This is a genomic window from Pseudomonas sp. PSB11, from assembly GCF_014596605.1.
Lineage (GTDB): Bacteria > Pseudomonadota > Gammaproteobacteria > Pseudomonadales > Pseudomonadaceae > Aquipseudomonas > Aquipseudomonas umsongensis.
On sequence record NZ_NOIO01000016.1, the window covers coordinates 61,879 to 78,538 of the forward strand.

The window sequence follows — 16,660 nt, forward strand, 5'->3', positions numbered from 1 at the left end:
GTTTTTACGCCACGCAACTACTGCATAAACGCCAGTTGAGGGTAATCTGGCGTAACGCACACGCGCCTCAATCGCCATGGAGCCTTGCCGGTATGGAACTACACGTTGTCATTAACGGACGCAAGGACCTGGCGGGCCAGTTGTACACGCAACTGCGCAGCGCCATCGAATCGGGTCGCCTGGCCGCCGGGACGCAACTACCTCCCAGCCGCCTGTTGGCCGAACAGTTGGGCATTTCGCGCAAGACCATTTCCGATACCTATGCCCAGCTGACCTATGAAAACTACCTCACCGGGGTGATCGGCAAAGGCACCTATGTCAACGCCCGCGTCTCGAAAATCGATCGCAAACAAACTCATAATGAGCTAGCGGGCTTCGAGGTCATCGAATCCTGGCGCAGCCTGCCGGTGTTTCTGCGACATCCGACGCTGGAAGGCTCGCTGCGCTACGACTTCATTGGCGGCGCCACCAGCAAGGGCCAGTTTCCCCAGGACGACTGGCGGCGCTGCACGTCCCACGCCTTGCGCCAGATCGCCGGGTCCAAGGGCTTCTACAGCCTGCCCGAAGGCCTGCCTGCGCTGCGCAATGCCATCGCGCAGCACATCGCCTTTTCTCGCGGGGTCGTCTGCCAGGATGAGGACGTGGTGGTGTGCAATGGTGCGCAACAGGCGCTGGATCTGATTTCCCGGGTGCTGATACGAGCGGGCAGTATCGTCGCCATGGAAGATCCCGGTTATCCGCCGGCGCGCCTGTTGTTCGGCACCCATGGTGCCACGGTGATTGGCGTGCCGGTGGACGCCGAAGGGATTGTCGTGGAGAAAATCCCCCTCGGTACGCGGCTGATCTACGTCACCCCGTCACACCAGTTCCCGTTGGGCATGCCCATGAGCCAGGAGCGCCGTGCTGCGCTGCTGGCGCGCGCCCATGAACTGGGAGCGATCATCATCGAGGATGACTACGACAGCGAGTTCCGCTACGAAGGCCGGCCCACGGACTCGCTGCAAAGCATGGACGAGCGCGGGATCGTCGCCTATGTCGGGACCTTCTCGAAAACCCTGCTGCCAGAGCTGCGCCTGGGTTACGCGATCCTGCCGCCCGCGATTCTCGAGGCGGTGGTGCGCGCCAAACAACTCACCGACTTGCACACCTCCACCCTGCCCCAGTGGGCGCTGGCCAAATTCATCGCCGAAGGTTGCCTGCTCAAACACATTCGTCGCTGCCATACCATCTATGCGGGCAGGCGTGAGCGAATCCTGGCGCGCATGGCCGGTGATCTCGCGCCCTGGCTCGAAGCGGTGCCGACCACGGCGGGATTTCACATGGTGGTGCTGTGCAAGGTAGCGATCAACGTGCCACTGGTGGTCGAGCTGGCGAAAAAGGTTGAGGTCGGGCTCTATGGCATTGACAGCTTTTTCTACCAGCAAGCGCCGCAGGACGGGTTTTTCCTCGGCTTTGGTGCTATCGAGACCCTGGATATCGACATCGCCCTGGACCGTTTCCGGGACATTTTGCAGCAGGTTGCCTGATGGATTGGACTGCGCCTTTATTCGGCGATTGGCTATTGGTGGTCCGGGGGTGCAGGCCTATCCTGCATAGGCGTTATCCCTCAATGAGGAGTGTGAGCCAATGTCCTACAAAGTGATCAATACCGTACAGGTGCAGGCCGTCGCCGGTCGCTCGGAAGAACTGGGTCAGAAATTGCAAAAGATTGTCGATACCCTGCGCGAACTACCGGGCTGTGAATCCTATATGGTCGACCGCTGCCCTGAGGACAGTAATCGCTGGACTGTCAGCGCCCACTGGCAATCGGAAACGGCGATGCAATCGCATTTCAACAACCCCCAGGTGCAAGGCTTCATCGACCTGATCGATTGCCAGTTGGCCAACGCTGTCGACTTCAATAGCTTTCCGATCAGATAAAACACGGTTAAAGATCGCAGTCCTTGGTCGCGCTTGCAGAGTATGGGTACCTCTGCAAACCTTACCGGGGACTGCGATCTTTTTCGTGGCGGCGCCGCAAATTGGTCACCTGGCCTTCGCAAGAATTGGCTGTTTGTTTATCCCACCTGGCGCAATAGATTGGTCCCTGACAACCAACCACTGCAGGTGATGAACCATGAACGTTTTGCGCTGCTCTCTCGCTGCCCTTGCCTTGACCGTTTGCGCCTCGGCGTTTGCCCACGAAGCCGGTGATCCTTCAGAAAAGGTCACGGTGCTGCAGGACCAGATGCTGAAGAACGCCCCAGGGAAAAAGGCCTTGATGATCGAGGTCGACTATAAGCCAGGCCAAGCGTCGATCGCCCACAAACACGATGGCACCGCCATGGCCTATGTCCTTTCGGGATCGATCACTTCCCAGGTGAAGGGCGAAAAAGAGGTTACTTACAAGGCTGGCGAGTATTGGTACGAACCTGCCGGCTCGGAACATCTGGTCTCGAAAAATGCCAGCAAAACCAAACCTGCGAAGCTGTTGGTGTTCATGGTGTTGTCACCGGACGAGAAAGTGTTGACCCCACTGCAAAACTGATCGTTGAACCTGTAGCCATAAATAAAAACGCCCAACCTCTTGATTTGGGCGTCTTTATATCTTCAGGCAATTAACCGCGCTCCGTTAAACCAAACAAAACTATTGTCTATTGGATAAGTGCATAGATTGGCTATTTCAATCAGCAATACACGGTTTAGTCTGGAGTGACTGCCGTGCTCATACGGCAACTGTAACTTTCCGACCGAAGTTGTTTCACTGGAGAAACACCATGAAACTTGCGTTCGTCAGTACATTGACCATGGCCACTCTGATAACCGGTTGCTCAATTCCCACGGCACCTTCAGCGGTGACTCCGCTGGAGGGTATCTTTACGCAACCGGTGGGTCGCAGCAGTGCAACGCGCATACCCAACGGCAGCGATGTCACGCTTGGCATTGTCTACAGCCGCAATACCCAGGCCAACCGCGCCTACCTGCAGGACTACCAGGCCAATGCCGGCACCGGTTTCGGCCAGAGCCTGCTGGTGCAGTCCATCCATGATGCCTATGTGACCACGTCAAAACCCGATTTGGCGGTGGACTGGGTCAAGGCCTCCCTGCAACGGCAATTCGGCTCAGTCACGGTATACCCGGACATGCAAAGCCTGCAGGCGGCAAAACCGGACGTGGTCGCCGTCGTCGACAGCCGCAGCCAGTTGATCACCTCGCGCAGTTCGGACATCGAGGCCAATGTCAGCGTGGACTTCTACGATAAGAACCTGAGTTATATCGGCACTGCAAAAGGGTATGATGCGAAGGCGCTAAGTCCTGTATGGGCAGACTTTAAACGCAGCGAAGAGATTGTCGCCGACATTAACGAACAACAGAATGTGCAAGTAAGGGCATTGCAGAAGTTTGACCAGTCGCTCAATAATTTGTTGACCAGGCCGACAGATAAAGTGTCGATGCTTGATGATAACAAGGTTCAGAAGTTGTATTGACCCCGAAGGCCTCTTCGCGGGCAAGCCCGCTCCCACAGTGGATCGCGTTCTTATGGAAGTACTCGGTCACCTGTGGGAGCGGGCTTGCCCGCGAAGAGGGCCGAAAGGATGATGAAAAACCCTCAGACATAAAAAAGCCCCGCATCTCTCAATGCGGGGCTTTTTCATTCAACGCCTGATCAGGCCGCCGGTTCCAGCTCGGCGCTGACAGCCGCAGTGACAGGCACTACCGCTTGCCCGCTCAGAGCCAGGTCCAGCAGCTCACGGTTGGCCACCGCGTACATGGCGTAGTCCGTACCGCTGGCGGCACGGATTTCCACCAGCATCGCGCGCCAGCGTTCGATCATGCTTTCGTGCTGCGACATCCACAGGGACAGCCGTGTTTCCACGTCCTGGGTGCCGTCGCCCTGTTGCAGGACCGAGATGGTGATAGCGCGTTGCTGCCAGTCGACGTCATCGCGGAACGCTTCACGGGCCAGGGCCTGCCAGTTGTTTTCCACCGGCAAGGCGCTGATCTGTTGCAGGTACCAGGTGATGTCCAGTGCACTGCCCACGGCGAAGTAGGCCTTGGCCACGTCCGCAGGGTTCTGGCCGGTCACGTCGGAGGCCTCGATGATCGGCAGCAGGGTGTACAGGTGCGAAGTGCCAGCCACCATGCGCGCCAGCAACTCCGGGACACCGGCTGCGACGTACGCCTGATAACGCGACTGCCAGTTCTCGCGGATCTCGCCGCTGAGCAGTTCGTCGAGCTTGAGACCCAGCTCCTTGAGGTGCGGACCGAAGTGCGCGACGTCACGGGCAGCGTTCTGCTCGTTGCGACGGGCGCGCAGGAACCAGCGCGTGGCGCGACGGCCCAGGCGCATCAGCTCGTCCATCAGCTCCAGCTGTACGTCGGCGGACACCTGGTAATCCAGGGCTTCGATCTGACGGAACCAGTGCGGGAGGTGGAAAATGTCACGCACGATCACATAGGCGCCGGCCACGTTCGCCGGGCTCATGCCGGTCGACTCCTTGAGTCGTTGCACGAAGGTGATGCCCATGTGGTTGACCAGATCGTTGGCGATCTGGGTGCTGACGATCTCGCGTTTCAGACGGTGACGGCGCATGGCTTCGGAGAACTTGCTCACCAGGGTCAGCGGGAAAGCGGTTTCCATGTCGCGGGTCAGGTAGTCGTCATCCGGCACCAGGGAGCCCAGCAGCTGCTCCTTGAGGTCGATCTTGCTGTAGGAGATCAGCACCGACAGCTCGGCACGGGTCAGGCCATGGCCCGCCGCGACACGCTCGTTGATCTGGTCTTCAGACGGCAGGAATTCGATGGCGCGGTCCAGCTTGCCGCGACCTTCCAGATCGTTCATCAGGCGCTTGTATTCGGCAATCCGTGGCAAGGCACGACGGGCCGCCAGGGACAGCGCCTGGGTCTGCTTGTAGTTGTTGCCCAGCACCAGGCCACCGACTTCGTCGGTCATGCTCGCCAGCAGCTGGTTGCGCTGCTTGTCGGTCATGTCGCCGGCCTGAACCACTTCGTTCAGCAGGATCTTGATGTTCACTTCGTGGTCGGAGCAGTCCACGCCACCGGCGTTGTCGATGAAGTCGGTGTTGGAGCCGCCGCCGTTGAGGCCGAACTCCACGCGACCCAGTTGGGTCATGCCGAGGTTACCGCCCTCGCCCACCACTTTGCAGCGCAGTTCGTTGCCGTTCACGCGCAATGCATCGTTGGCCTTGTCGCCGACATCGGCGTGGCTTTCGCTGCTGGCCTTGACGTACGTACCGATACCGCCGTTCCACAACAGGTCCACCGGCGCCTTGAGCAAGGCGTTCAGCAGCTCGGTCGGGGTCAGCTTGTCGGCCTGGATGTCGAAGCGTTCCTGCATCTGCGGGGAAATCGCGATGCTCTTCGCGCTACGGGAGAAGATGCCGCCACCTTCGGACATGATGCTGGTGTCGTAGTCAGACCAGGCCGAACGTGGCAGGTCGAACAGGCGCTGACGCTCGGCGAAGCTGGTCGCCGGGTTCGGGTTCGGGTCGATGAAGATGTGCAAGTGGTTGAATGCCGCAACCAGTTGCAGCTTGTCAGACATCAACAAGCCGTTACCGAACACGTCACCGGCCATATCGCCGACGCCAACCACGGTGATGCTGTCTTCCTGGACATTGATGCCGCGCTCGCGGAAGTGGCGTTGTACGCCCACCCACGCGCCCTTGGCGGTGATGCCCATTTTCTTGTGGTCGTAACCGGCCGAACCACCGGACGCAAACGCGTCACCCAGCCAGAAGCCGTAGTCGATGGCGATGCCGTTGGCGATGTCGGAGAACGTCGCGGTGCCCTTGTCCGCGGCCACCACCAGGTACGGGTCATCGTCGTCATGGCGCACGACGTTGGCCGGTGGCACCAAGGCGCCGTCCTTCAGGTTGTCGGTGATGTCCAACAGGCCGGAAATGAAGATCCGGTAGCAGGCGATGCCCTCGGCCGCGATCTCGTCACGGCTGCCGCCCAGTGGCAGGCGCCGCGGCAGGAAGCCGCCCTTCGCACCGACTGGCACGATGACCGAGTTCTTCACTTGCTGGGCTTTTACCAGGCCCAGGACTTCGGTACGGAAGTCTTCTTCACGGTCAGACCAGCGCAGGCCGCCACGGGCCACGTTGCCGAAGCGCAGGTGCACGCCTTCGACGCGCGGCGAATAAACGAAGATTTCGAACTTCGGCACCGGCTTGGGCAGCTCAGGAATCAAGTGCGGGTTGAACTTGAAGCTGAAGTACGGCTTGTTATGGCCGTTGGCGTCGGTCTGGTAGAAGTTGGTGCGCAGGGTGGCCTTGATCAGGTCCAGGTAACGACGCAGGATACGGTCTTCGTTCAACACCTGGACGTCGTCCAGCGCGGTGAGGATCGCGTGTTCCAGGCGCTGCTCCAGATCGTCGCTGCTGAGCTTGCGCGCCAGGTAGAAGCGGGTCTTGAACAACCGGGTCAATTCGCGAGCGATGTCGGTGTGGTTGTTCAGGGTGCTGGCGATGTAGCCCAGGTCGAAGCCCAGGCGAATCTGCTTCAGGTAACGGGCGTAGGCACGCAGCAGCGCCACGTCACGCCACGGCAGGCCGGCGGTCAGTACCAGGCGGTTGAACGCATCGTTCTCGGCATCGCCGCGCACGATGTGGACGAACGCGTCCTGCAGGGTGTCGTTGAGTTGCTGGATGTCCAGGTCCAGGCCTTCGGCTGCGGTGAAGGCGAAGTCGTGGATCCAGAACTCGCGGCCGTTGTTGTGACGCAGGTGGTACGGGAACTCACCCAGCACGCGCAGGCCGAGGTTTTCCAGGATCGGCAACACGTCGGACAGCGCCAGCGGCGTATCGGCGTGATACAGCTTGCAGTGCAGCTCACGCTGGCCCACTTGGCCCAGTGGCTGGTAGAAGCTCATCACCAGCGGATTTTTTTCGCTGAGGTTCAGCAGGTGCTGCATGTCGACCACAGCCGAATGAGCGGCGAATCGCTCGCGGTAACCGGCCGGGAAGCCTTTCGGGAAGTCGGCCAGCACGTTGGTGCCATGGGCTTCGCCAAAAGTTTCGACGGTCAGGGCCGAGTAATCGTCCTGCCAGCTGCGGCACGCCTGGATCACTTCGTTTTCCAGTTGCTGCGGGTCGATGTCGATGCGGTTTTTCGGGTCGACGCGCAGGATCAACTGGACGCGGGCCAGCACGGACTCGGAGAAGAAGGTCCAGAACTCGCAATCCGAGGCCTTGAGGCGATCCATCAGCACTTGCTGGATCTTCTGCCGCACTTCGGTGGAGTAGATATCACGCGGCACGTAGGCCAGGCAGTAGCAGAAGCGGCCGTACGGGTCCTTGCGCAGGAATACGCGGATCTTGTTGCGTTCCTGGATCTGCACGATCGACATCACGGTGCTGAACAGCTCGTCCACCGGGGTCTGGAACAGGTCGTCGCGTGGCAGGACTTCGAGCACCTGCGCCAGTTCCTTGCCCAGGTGAGCCTTGGCCTGGAAACCCGAACGGCGTTCGATTTCCGCGACCTTGCGGCGGATGTACGGGATGACCCGCACGCTCTCGCCATACACCGAGGAGGTGTACAGGCCCATGAAACGGCATTCCTTGATGACCTTGCCGTTGGCGTCGATTTCACGGATCGACACGTAGTCCGGGTAAGCCGGACGGTGTACACGGCTTGGATGTGCGGCCTTGGCGAACGACAGCAGCGTCGGTTCGCGCAGGTATTTCACGGCGTAGTCTTCGATGCGCAGGTCATCGTAGCTCAGGCCGGCGCGCAGCAGTTTGGTCAGGCCGAGGAAGGAGTCCTTGTCATAGACGATGTGGCCGCCATCGGCTTCATCGCTGACCACGAACTCTTCATAGCCCAGGAAGGTGAAGTGGTTGCCCACCAGCCATTCCAGGAAACTCTTGATTTCGCTCTTTTCGTCGGCATCGACGGCGAACTGGCTGTTGTCCAGGTTGGTGAGTATTTCCTGGACCTTGGCTTTCATCGGTTCGAAATCGCCGACCGCGACACGCACTTCTGCCAGCACCTGCTCCAGCTCTTTGCTCAGCACGTTCAGTTCGGCCGGATTGGCGCACCGGTCGATTTCCAGGTACATCAGCGACTCGTGCAACACGTCGTCGCCCTGGGTGCCTTTGGGCAGGATTTCCAGCAGCTCGCCCTTGCTGCCACGACGCACGCTCAGCACGGTGGTTTGCAGGGTGTGGATGCTGTAGCCGCGGCGGTTCAGCTCGGTACGCACCGAGTCCACCAGGAACGGCAGGTCATGGTGCAGCACTTCGACCGCGGTGTGGGTCGACTGCCAGCCGTGACGTTCGTAATCGGGGTTGTAGACGCGCACTTGCGGTTGCGCGTGATCGAAGCGCTCAAGCAGGCGCCACGCAGAAAGAGTACAGCCAGCGAGGTCAGACAACCGACGTTGGGTCAGTTCATCCAGGGAAATGATGCCGAAGAATTGTTCAGCGAACAGCGCCACTTGTGGCAGTGCCTGTTCACTGATGTGCTGCGCCAGTGCCGCTTGCAGTTGGTGCTGGAAGTCGGCTTTGCTGGCTGCGGTGAAGAACGCCATCTGTGGTACTCCGCTTGGGCTTGTTATTGATGGAAGCGTCTCTTGCAAAACCCCTGTTCGGGGCTACCCGTCACCCTGTTCCTGATTCTCGGGCAGAGGAAACACAGGTGACAGGTGGGTGAAGCTAAACGAGACACTCGGGTCACATTCACCTCCGTGAATGGGCATCTGCAAAAGCGACTGGGCTGCGGGCAACGCAATGCCTTTACGGGTGCTCATCCGTTGCGCAGCTTAACGAGTGCGGCAAGGCCCATGCTTGCGATGCTGCGACATATTCGGTCAACGGTACGCTGCTCTTGGCGTGCGCATCGAACAACACTAGCAGTCGTACGGGAAAATGACGGTTTTACGGGACTTGCGTACCAGAAATGACCGGGAACACCTTGCTCGCCCCTAACAGACTCTGACACTCGAACAAGCAGAAATTCGCGGGGGCTGGCAGAATTACCGCCTAATCGCCTTCACAACGCTCGTCGAGCCAGGAAATACCCATGCAAATGACCACCGCCCTCTTGATCGTCAACCCGTGCGATGACGAGGAAGACAACATGGCCATGCTCTGTTGCCACAGCGACAAGGGCGAAATGTTCCTGATGAGCCGTTACCCGGATGAGGACGAGCTGGAAATCACCCTCGATGGTGAGCCTTCGACCCTCGACGGCGTGAAAGTCACCCTCAGTCCTACGCTGCTTAAGATCGAAATCGCTGCCGCGGATGCCGATGCGTTGAATGGGGATGATGTGCTGGAGATCACCTTCAACCCGGACATGGTGGACCTGGCTGAAGTGGAAGAAACTTTGCAGAACATCCTCAAGGGTACTGGCACTTACATTAGCCAGCTCTGATATTTCAGCGATTGTGCGGACGCCTTCGCGGGCAAGCCCGCTCCCAGAGGGTTCTGGGGAGTTGCGCAAACCGCATGCTTAACGCAGATACTGTGGGAGCGGGCTTGCCCGCGAAGGCGTCCGCAAGAGCGGCACCAATCGGCATGCCCCACGAACTTCCAGCAGTTTTGCCAGTCATTTCCCACTCTTTGCGCAAAATGCCGTTAGTCGCCGCCCCCCGCGATGGATTAAAGTAACGCCCCCAGCCCTGGCGTTATATGAACGTCTTCGGTCACCCTTTCCAGGAACAGTCATCGATGGAACATCGTGAAGCGCTGCTCGCGCTGCGAACCTTTCTTTCAACGCAGATTCTCGGCCAGGAAAAACTCATCGAGCGCTTGCTCATCGCCCTGCTTGCCGACGGCCACATGCTGGTCGAGGGCGCTCCCGGCCTGGCCAAGACCAAGGCCATCAAGGAATTGGCGGAAGGCATCGAAGCGCAGTTCCATCGCATCCAGTTCACTCCCGACCTGTTGCCAGCCGACATCACCGGCACCGAGATCTACCGTCCTGAAACCGGCAGCTTCGTGTTCCAGCAAGGCCCGATTTTCCATAACCTGGTGCTGGCGGACGAAATCAACCGCGCCCCGGCCAAGGTTCAATCGGCCTTGCTCGAAGCCATGGCCGAGCGCCAGGTCAGCGTCGGACGCAGTACCTATGAGTTGTCGCCGCTGTTCCTGGTGATGGCCACGCAAAACCCCATCGAGCAGGAAGGCACCTACCCGCTGCCGGAAGCCCAGCTCGATCGTTTCCTGATGCACGTGAAAATCGGCTTTCCCGATGCCGCCGTCGAACGACGAATCCTGCAGCAGGCCCGCGGCGAAGCCCTCAATGGCGAAACAAAGCCTGAACGCCGGGTCAGCCAGCAGGCGATCTTCGCCGCGCGCAAGGAAATTCTCGGCCTGTACATGGCCGATGCCGTGGAGGAATACCTGGTGCAACTGGTCATGGCCACCCGCACCCCGGGCAAGTTCGACCCGGAAATGGCCGAGTGGATTGCCTACGGCGCCAGTCCTCGCGGCTCGATCGCACTGGACCGCTGTGCCCGGGCGCACGCCTGGCTGGCCGGGCGCGACTTTGTCAGCCCGGAAGACATTCAGGCGGTGTTGTTCGATGTGCTGCGCCACCGCATCATCCTGTCCTTTGAAGCCGAGGCTGCCGGGATCGACCAGGATCGGGTGGTCCAGCGCATTCTCGACGTCGTTGCTGTCGCTTGAGTCCGATGAACGCCCTCCTGCCGCCCCAGCCGGGCATCCGCGTCACGCTCGCCGAGCTGATCGAGATGCGCCACCGCGTGCGCGAAGTGCAGCTGTTCTCCACGCCGAGCCAGCGCAGCCCGCTGATCGGCCTGCATCACTCCAAGCTGCGGGGCCGCGGCGTGGATTTCGATCAGGTGCGGGTTTACCAGGCCGGCGACGACGTACGCACCATCGACTGGCGCGTGACGGCGCGCACCCAGGAACCCCACACCAAGCTGTTTCACGAAGAACGCGAGCGGCCGATCTTCATCATGGTCGAGCAAAGTCGGCGTTTGTTCTTCGGCTCGGGGCTGATGTTCAAGTCGGTGCTGGCCGCCCAGGCCGCGAGCCTGATTGGCTGGGCCGCGCTGGGGCATAACGACCGGGTCGGCGGCCTGGTGTTCGGCGACAACGAGCATTACGAAATCAAGCCAAGGCGCAGCAAACAGAGCCTGCTGCAGTTGCTCAACCGCCTGGTACGGGTCAATCAGTCGCTACACACTGAAAGCGAGCCTGATCGCGATGCTTTTGGCATCGCCTTGCGCCGTGCGCGCGAAGTATTGCGCCCCGGCAGCCTGGTGATTGTGATCTGCGATGAGCGTGCCTTGTCCGGCAACGCCGAACAGCAGCTGAGCCTGCTGTCGCGCCATTGCGACCTGTTGCTGCTGCCAGTATCCGATCCGCTTGACCATGCGCTGCCCGCCGCCGGGTTGTTGCGCTTCGCCGAGCGCGGCGCACAACTGGAACTCGACACGCTCAACTTCGACCTGCGCCAGACCTACCGCGCCCAGGCCGAAGACCGCATCGCCCGCTGGGAATTGCTGGCGCAGAAGCTACGGGTGTTGCTGATGCCGTTGAGCACGCAAAGTGAAATGGTCGAGCAATTGCGTGAGTACCTCAACCCACAGAAACCGGGAAAAGGTCGATGAACGGTCTCGAGCAACTGCAGCCACTGATTTTCCCGCCCCCCGTGGACTTCTGGCCACCGGCCCCGGGCTGGTGGTTGCTGCTGCTGTTGCTGCCGGCCATCGGCTTCGGCCTGTGGAAACTGCGGCACCTGTTGCCAGGCAAGCCGCCGGTCGCGCCCGTCGAACAACCCCTGGACCCGGTGCGCGTGGCCGCACTGGCGGAACTGGCGCGCATGCCCAAGCCTTACGACGGCGCGCCCGCCGGTGCCTGGCTGCAACAGCTAAATGGCCTGCTCAAGCGCCTGTGCCGCAACCATTATCCCTACAGCCAGAGCCACACCCTCAATGGCCGCAAATGGCTGGCTTTTCTCGATAACCGCTGCCCCGCTGCCGGCCTGACCCGTTGGATGGTGCTGGTCGAAGGCGCCTACAAGCCCGAATGCAAGCTCGACGACAAGGCCATCGCCGGCTTGACCCAGGCAGTCGACACCTGGATTCGCAAACATGTTTGAGTTCGCCTGGCCATGGATCTTCGCCCTGCTGCCGCTGCCCTGGCTGATGCGGGTGCTGTTGCCGGTAGCCGACAGTGGCGAGCCGGCGCTCAAGGTCAGCTTCCTCAGCGACCTCGAAGGCCTCGCCCGCCGCCGGGCCCGCGCCAACCTGCCTGCCTGGCGCCAACAGGCACCGTTCCTGCTGCTCTGGTTGCTGTTGCTGAGCGCCGCTGCGCGCCCGCAATGGCTCGGCGAACCGCTACCGATTGCCGCCAGTGGACGCGATCTGCTGGTGGCGGTGGATGTGTCCGGTTCGATGGACTTTCCCGATATGCAGTGGCAGGGCGATGAGGTCAGCCGCCTCTCGCTGGTCCAGCATTTGCTTGGCGATTTTCTCGAAAGTCGCGACGGCGACCGGGTCGGCCTGATTCTGTTCGGCAGCCGGGCGTACGTGCAGGCGCCGCTGACATTTGACCGGCATACCGTGCGCGTCTGGCTCGACGAAGCGCGCATCGGCATCGCTGGCAAGAACACCGCCATCGGCGACGCCATCGGTCTGGCCGTCAAGCGCCTGCGGCAACGCCCGGCGCAAAGTCGCGTGCTGATCCTGGTGACCGATGGCGCCAACAACGGTGGCGAAATCGACCCGCTCACCGCCGCGCGCCTGGCGGCCAGGGAAGGTGTGAAGATCTACCCGATCGGCATCGGCGCCGACCCGGAACAAAGCGGCACACCGGGTTTCCTGGGGATCAATCCGAGCCTGGATCTTGACGAACCCACTTTGAAAGCGATCGCCGATGCCACCGGCGGCCAGTACTTCCGCGCTCAAGATGGCAAGCAATTGCAAGCGATCAAGGCCACCCTCGACCAACTCGAGCCTGTGACCCAGCAACCGACCCAGGCCCGCCCGGCCCAGGCGTTGTATCACTGGCCACTGGCACTGGCGTTGTTGCTGAGCATGCTGCTGGTGGCGCGCGTCCTGTGGCCGGACAACCCGCTGCAACGACTGTTTACCAAGGATTTGTTCTTGCAAACGCAATTGCCTGACTGGCGCCAGCGCCTCAATCGGCTGCGCCTGCGGAGGCGCCGATGAGCGCTCTCTGGCCGTACTGGTTCCGCCCGTGGTGGCTGCTGTTGCTGCCACTGCTTGGCTGGTTGCTTTGGCAACTGTGGCATCGGCAGAAGCGCGCCGGGCGCTGGCAGATGATCCTGCCACCGGCGTTCCATGCGGCGTTGCTCAGTGGCGGTAGCGGGCGCGAAAGCAAACTGCCGTGGGTTGCGTTGGGCGTGGCGTGGTTGATCGCTGTCCTCGCATTGCTCGGACCAAGCTTTGCCCGCGTCGAGCAGATCAGCCAGAAACCCGCCGATCCGCTGGTGGTGATCCTTGAGCTGACCCCGCAGATGCTCGCCACCGACGTTCAGCCGAACCGCCTGGAACAAGCCCGGCGCAAACTCTTCGACCTGCTGCAGAGCCGCAACGATGCACAGACGGCGATCGTCGTCTTCGCCGGCAGCGCCCACACCCTGGTGCCGCTGTCGGACGACCTGTCCACCAGCCGCAACCTGCTCGATGCGCTCAAGCCGTCGTTGATGCCCGAAGCCGGACACCGTGCCGACCTGGCGGTGCTCAAGGCCCTGGCACTGTTGGAACAGGCAGCGCTGGGCGACGGCCGGATCCTGTTGATCGGCACCAGCCTGAATGAACAGGAACGCCTGGGTATCAGTCGCGCCTTGAGCGGCAAATCGACGCAATTGCTGATGCTCGGCATCGGTACCGCCGAAGGCGCGCCCATTACCCAGGAAGATGGCAGTTTCCTCAAGGATGAACAGGGGGCGATTCTCGTGTCGCGCCTGGATGAACCCGGTTTGAAAGCCTTCCTCAATGACCTGGACGGACACTACCGCCACGCACGCCTGAGCGACGCTGACCTGCGCGCCCTCGGCCTGCTCGACGGTCCGCGCAACCTGCGCAACGACGGCCAGACCCTGCGTCTCGATACCTGGGCCGACCAGGGCTACTGGCTGCTCTTGCCACTGCTGTTGCTGGCGGCCTGCGCCGGTCGTCGCGGCTGGTTGCTCTGCCTGCCGCTGTTGCTGATGCTGCCGCAACCGGGCTATGCCTTCGACTTTCAGGACCTGTGGTTGCGCCCCGACCAGCAAGGCCAGCACTTGCTCAAGCAGAAACGCCCGGCCGAGGCTGCCCGGCACTTCGAAGATCACCAGTGGCAAGGCGTTGCCCTCTACGAAGCCGGCGACTACAGTGGCGCCGCCCAGCGGTTCGCCGAAGGCAACGACGCCCATGCCCACTACAATCGTGGCAACGCCCTGGCCAGGAGTGGCGAGCTGGAAGCGGCACTGGATGCTTACGAGCAAGCCCTTGAACGCCAACCAGACCTGCGTCCGGCGCTGACCAACAAGGCCTTGGTGGAGAGTCTGCTCAAGCAGAAGGCCGCAACGCCACCCCCTGACAAAGCCGGCGATGAAGCAACCAGCGATGTCGAGCAGCAAGCACCACCCAGTGACGCTGCGCAACCGTCGAAAGCCGGTGAGCCCGAAACGGCTGGCGAACAAACGCAGGCAACCTCCGAGCCCTCCGCCACCACGCCCCCGCGCCCTGGCACCAATGAGGTCCCGGGAAGCGAACTGGGAGACGAACAGCACACCGTTGCGCCCATGCGCCCGGCCAGCGACAGCATCGACGGCGAGCAGCAGCAGGCACTGGAGCAATGGCTCAGGCAAATCCCGGACGATCCGGGAGAATTGCTCCGGCGCAAATTCTGGTACGAACAGCAACAACATCAGGATCAGGGAAAAACTCGATGACCCGCTTCACCGCCTTCATGCTTGTGCCGCTGCCCGCCTTGCTACTCTGCGTCGTGCAGACCCAGGCAGCCGAGCTGGTTGCCAGTGTCGACCGGGCTCGACTGAATTCCGGCGAGACGGTCGAACTGACCCTGGAATCCAACGACGTGACCCAGTTTGGCAAGCCCGACCTGACCTCACTTGAGCCACTGTTCGAAGTCCGTGGCACCCGCCAGGTCAACCAGCTGAATACGCTCAATGGCGACAACCAGGCCACCACCCGCTGGATCATCACCCTGCTGCCCTTGCAAAATGGCACCGTGGTGATCCCCGCGCTCAAGCTGGGCGACGTGCAGAGCCAGCCGATCACCGTGCAAGTGATCGAGAGCGACCCACAGGCGAACCCGGACAAACAGGCGCCGGTGTTCATCGACGCCAGCCTCGATCAAACCAGCGTGTATGTGCAGGCCCAGGCCATCCTGACCTTGCGCATCTACCATTCGGTGTCTCTGTACGACGACAGCAGCCTGCCGCCCTTGCAAATTCCTGATGCCCGCATCGAGCAGTTGGGCGAGTCGCGCACCTACGAGAAAGACATCAACGGCATACGCCACGGCGTCATCGAGATGCGCTACGCGATCTACCCGCAACACAGCGGCGAGCTGATCATTCCGGCGCAGATATTCAATGCCGCGCTGGTGGGCGCGCAACCCGTCCAGGACGCCAGCGCCCAGGCACCGAAATCCGGCAAATTGATGCGCGTCAGTTCCGGCCAACTGCTGTTGACGGTCAAGGCGAAACCCGTCACCTACCCCGCCGACCTGCCCTGGTTGCCGGCTCGCAGCCTGACGCTCAGCGAAAGCTGGAACCCGGAACCGGAACGCGTTCAGGTCGGTGACTCGCTCACCCGCAGTCTCACGGTCAAGGCCGAAGGCCTGGGCAGCTCGCAACTGCCGCCACTGCCCGGCACCGAGGCCAGTGGCTTGCGGCGCTATCCCGATCAACCGGTGCTGGGTAACCAGAACAGCGAGCGAGGCCTGGTCGGCAGCCGCGAAGACCGCGAAGCACTGGTGCCTTCGCGCAGCGGCGCCATAGAGTTGCCTTCGGTCGAAGTGGTCTGGTGGAACACCTTCGAAGACCATCTGGAGCACAGCAGCCTGCCCGCCCGGACCCTGCAGGTGGCCGCCAATCCAAGTTTGCTGGTCGACACCCCGGCCGGGACCTCGGCACTCGACAGCAGTGCCATCAGCGAATCCCTCTGGCGCTGGAAACTCAGCAGCCTGATCCTGGCCTGCACCACCCTGTTGGGCTTTGGCCTCTGGTGGCGTGCGCGCTCGCAACCGGCCATCCAGCGTGCGGCGCAAACCGGCCCGAGCCCACGCACCGTGCTCGACGACCTCAAGCGTGCCTGCCAGGCCAACGACCCCCACGCCACCCGCCAGGCACTCGACGCCTGGGCCCGCCAGCAACCGGAAACCCTGGCCGACATGGCCGCTCGCTTCGTCCCCCTTTCAGACGCCCTCGACGGCCTGAACGGCGCGCTGTACAGCGAAACCGGGCAGCACTGGCAAGGGGAAGACCTGTGGCGGGCCATCCGTACGATCCCGATCGCAGAACGGGTTCAGGATCCGGTCGCCGACAGTGGCTTGCCGCCGCTGTATCCGAAGTAACACCCCTCTGTAGGAGCCGGCTTGCTGGCGATAGCGGTATGTCAGGCACCATCGAAGTCCATTGACCCACCGCTATCGCCAGCAAGCCGGCTCCTACAGGTCTACGCGCAGTGTCTGGCCACACCCACCCC

At 61.6% G+C, this 16,660-nt stretch carries 12 protein-coding genes; 11 read left to right on the forward strand and 1 reads right to left on the reverse strand.

The features are described 5' to 3' along the window. Nucleotides 1-92 precede the first annotated feature (92 nt). The 4 genes from CGA21_RS18570 (at nt 93) to CGA21_RS18585 (ending at nt 3,467) form a co-directional block, all read left to right on the forward strand. A complete protein-coding gene (locus CGA21_RS18570) occupies nt 93-1,526 on the forward strand; it encodes a PLP-dependent aminotransferase family protein (RefSeq protein ID WP_188264762.1) in 1,434 nt (477 codons plus the stop codon). Between the two features lie 100 nt (nt 1,527-1,626). Then, the gene (locus CGA21_RS18575) at nt 1,627-1,920 is read left to right on the forward strand and encodes an antibiotic biosynthesis monooxygenase family protein (protein WP_110752174.1); all 294 of its coding nucleotides are present in this window, start codon (nt 1,627-1,629) and stop codon (nt 1,918-1,920) included. Between the two features lie 196 nt (nt 1,921-2,116). Continuing rightward, nucleotides 2,117-2,527, forward strand: coding sequence for a cupin domain-containing protein (locus tag CGA21_RS18580; RefSeq protein WP_188264763.1), 411 nt, complete (start codon nt 2,117-2,119; stop codon nt 2,525-2,527). Nucleotides 2,528-2,756: 229 nt separating this feature from the next. After that, nucleotides 2,757-3,467, forward strand: a complete 711-nt coding sequence (locus CGA21_RS18585) for an ATPase (protein ID WP_188264764.1) — start codon at nt 2,757-2,759, stop codon at nt 3,465-3,467. A gap of 179 nt (nt 3,468-3,646) precedes the next feature. Here CGA21_RS18585 and CGA21_RS18590 read toward each other — a convergent pair whose 3' ends face one another. Beyond that, nucleotides 3,647-8,536, reverse strand: coding sequence for an NAD-glutamate dehydrogenase (locus tag CGA21_RS18590; RefSeq protein WP_188264765.1), 4,890 nt, complete (start codon nt 8,534-8,536; stop codon nt 3,647-3,649). A 491-nt stretch (nt 8,537-9,027) separates the two neighbouring features. Between CGA21_RS18590 and CGA21_RS18595 the strand changes: the two genes are divergently transcribed. The 7 genes from CGA21_RS18595 (at nt 9,028) to CGA21_RS18625 (ending at nt 16,529) form a co-directional block, all read left to right on the forward strand. After that, nucleotides 9,028-9,381, forward strand: a complete 354-nt coding sequence (locus tag CGA21_RS18595; RefSeq protein ID WP_110752166.1) for a hypothetical protein — start codon at nt 9,028-9,030, stop codon at nt 9,379-9,381. Nucleotides 9,382-9,677: 296 nt separating this feature from the next. Then, on the forward strand, nt 9,678-10,637 hold the full coding sequence (locus tag CGA21_RS18600; RefSeq protein ID WP_020800601.1) for an AAA family ATPase: 960 nt from the start codon (nt 9,678-9,680) through the stop codon (nt 10,635-10,637). Between the two features lie 5 nt (nt 10,638-10,642). Beyond that, entirely contained in the window at nt 10,643-11,587 is a 945-nt protein-coding gene (locus tag CGA21_RS18605; RefSeq protein WP_020800600.1) for a DUF58 domain-containing protein, read from the forward strand. Then, a complete protein-coding gene (locus CGA21_RS18610) occupies nt 11,584-12,078 on the forward strand; it encodes a DUF4381 domain-containing protein (protein WP_110752162.1) in 495 nt (164 codons plus the stop codon). Before CGA21_RS18605 ends, CGA21_RS18610 begins: the two co-directional genes overlap by 4 nt. After that, nucleotides 12,071-13,150 carry a vWA domain-containing protein gene (locus CGA21_RS18615; protein WP_110752160.1) on the forward strand — a complete coding sequence of 360 codons (1,080 nt, stop codon included), beginning with the start codon at nt 12,071-12,073 and terminating at the stop codon, nt 13,148-13,150. Before CGA21_RS18610 ends, CGA21_RS18615 begins: the two co-directional genes overlap by 8 nt. Further along, complete coding sequence (locus CGA21_RS18620) at nt 13,147-14,880, forward strand: VWA domain-containing protein (protein WP_110752158.1); 1,734 nt, start codon at nt 13,147-13,149, stop codon at nt 14,878-14,880. Before CGA21_RS18615 ends, CGA21_RS18620 begins: the two co-directional genes overlap by 4 nt. Continuing rightward, nucleotides 14,877-16,529, forward strand: coding sequence for a BatD family protein (locus CGA21_RS18625; RefSeq protein WP_188264766.1), 1,653 nt, complete (start codon nt 14,877-14,879; stop codon nt 16,527-16,529). The genes CGA21_RS18620 and CGA21_RS18625 overlap by 4 nt, the downstream gene beginning before the upstream one ends. Nucleotides 16,530-16,660: the final 131 nt, after the last annotated feature.

Excerpts from the sequence above, each read along its gene's own strand:
- CGA21_RS18570 (WP_188264762.1), top strand. The coding sequence starts at position 93 with ATGGAACTACACGTTGTCATTAACGGACGCAAGGACCTGGCGGGCCAG.
- CGA21_RS18575 (WP_110752174.1), top strand. The coding sequence starts at position 1,627 with ATGTCCTACAAAGTGATCAATACCGTACAGGTGCAGGCCGTCGCCGGT.
- CGA21_RS18580 (WP_188264763.1), top strand. The coding sequence starts at position 2,117 with ATGAACGTTTTGCGCTGCTCTCTCGCTGCCCTTGCCTTGACCGTTTGC.
- CGA21_RS18585 (WP_188264764.1), top strand. The coding sequence starts at position 2,757 with ATGAAACTTGCGTTCGTCAGTACATTGACCATGGCCACTCTGATAACC.
- CGA21_RS18590 (WP_188264765.1), bottom strand. The coding sequence starts at position 8,536 with ATGGCGTTCTTCACCGCAGCCAGCAAAGCCGACTTCCAGCACCAACTG.
- CGA21_RS18595 (WP_110752166.1), top strand. The coding sequence starts at position 9,028 with ATGCAAATGACCACCGCCCTCTTGATCGTCAACCCGTGCGATGACGAG.
- CGA21_RS18600 (WP_020800601.1), top strand. The coding sequence starts at position 9,678 with ATGGAACATCGTGAAGCGCTGCTCGCGCTGCGAACCTTTCTTTCAACG.
- CGA21_RS18605 (WP_020800600.1), top strand. The coding sequence starts at position 10,643 with ATGAACGCCCTCCTGCCGCCCCAGCCGGGCATCCGCGTCACGCTCGCC.
- CGA21_RS18610 (WP_110752162.1), top strand. The coding sequence starts at position 11,584 with ATGAACGGTCTCGAGCAACTGCAGCCACTGATTTTCCCGCCCCCCGTG.
- CGA21_RS18615 (WP_110752160.1), top strand. The coding sequence starts at position 12,071 with ATGTTTGAGTTCGCCTGGCCATGGATCTTCGCCCTGCTGCCGCTGCCC.
- CGA21_RS18620 (WP_110752158.1), top strand. The coding sequence starts at position 13,147 with ATGAGCGCTCTCTGGCCGTACTGGTTCCGCCCGTGGTGGCTGCTGTTG.
- CGA21_RS18625 (WP_188264766.1), top strand. The coding sequence starts at position 14,877 with ATGACCCGCTTCACCGCCTTCATGCTTGTGCCGCTGCCCGCCTTGCTA.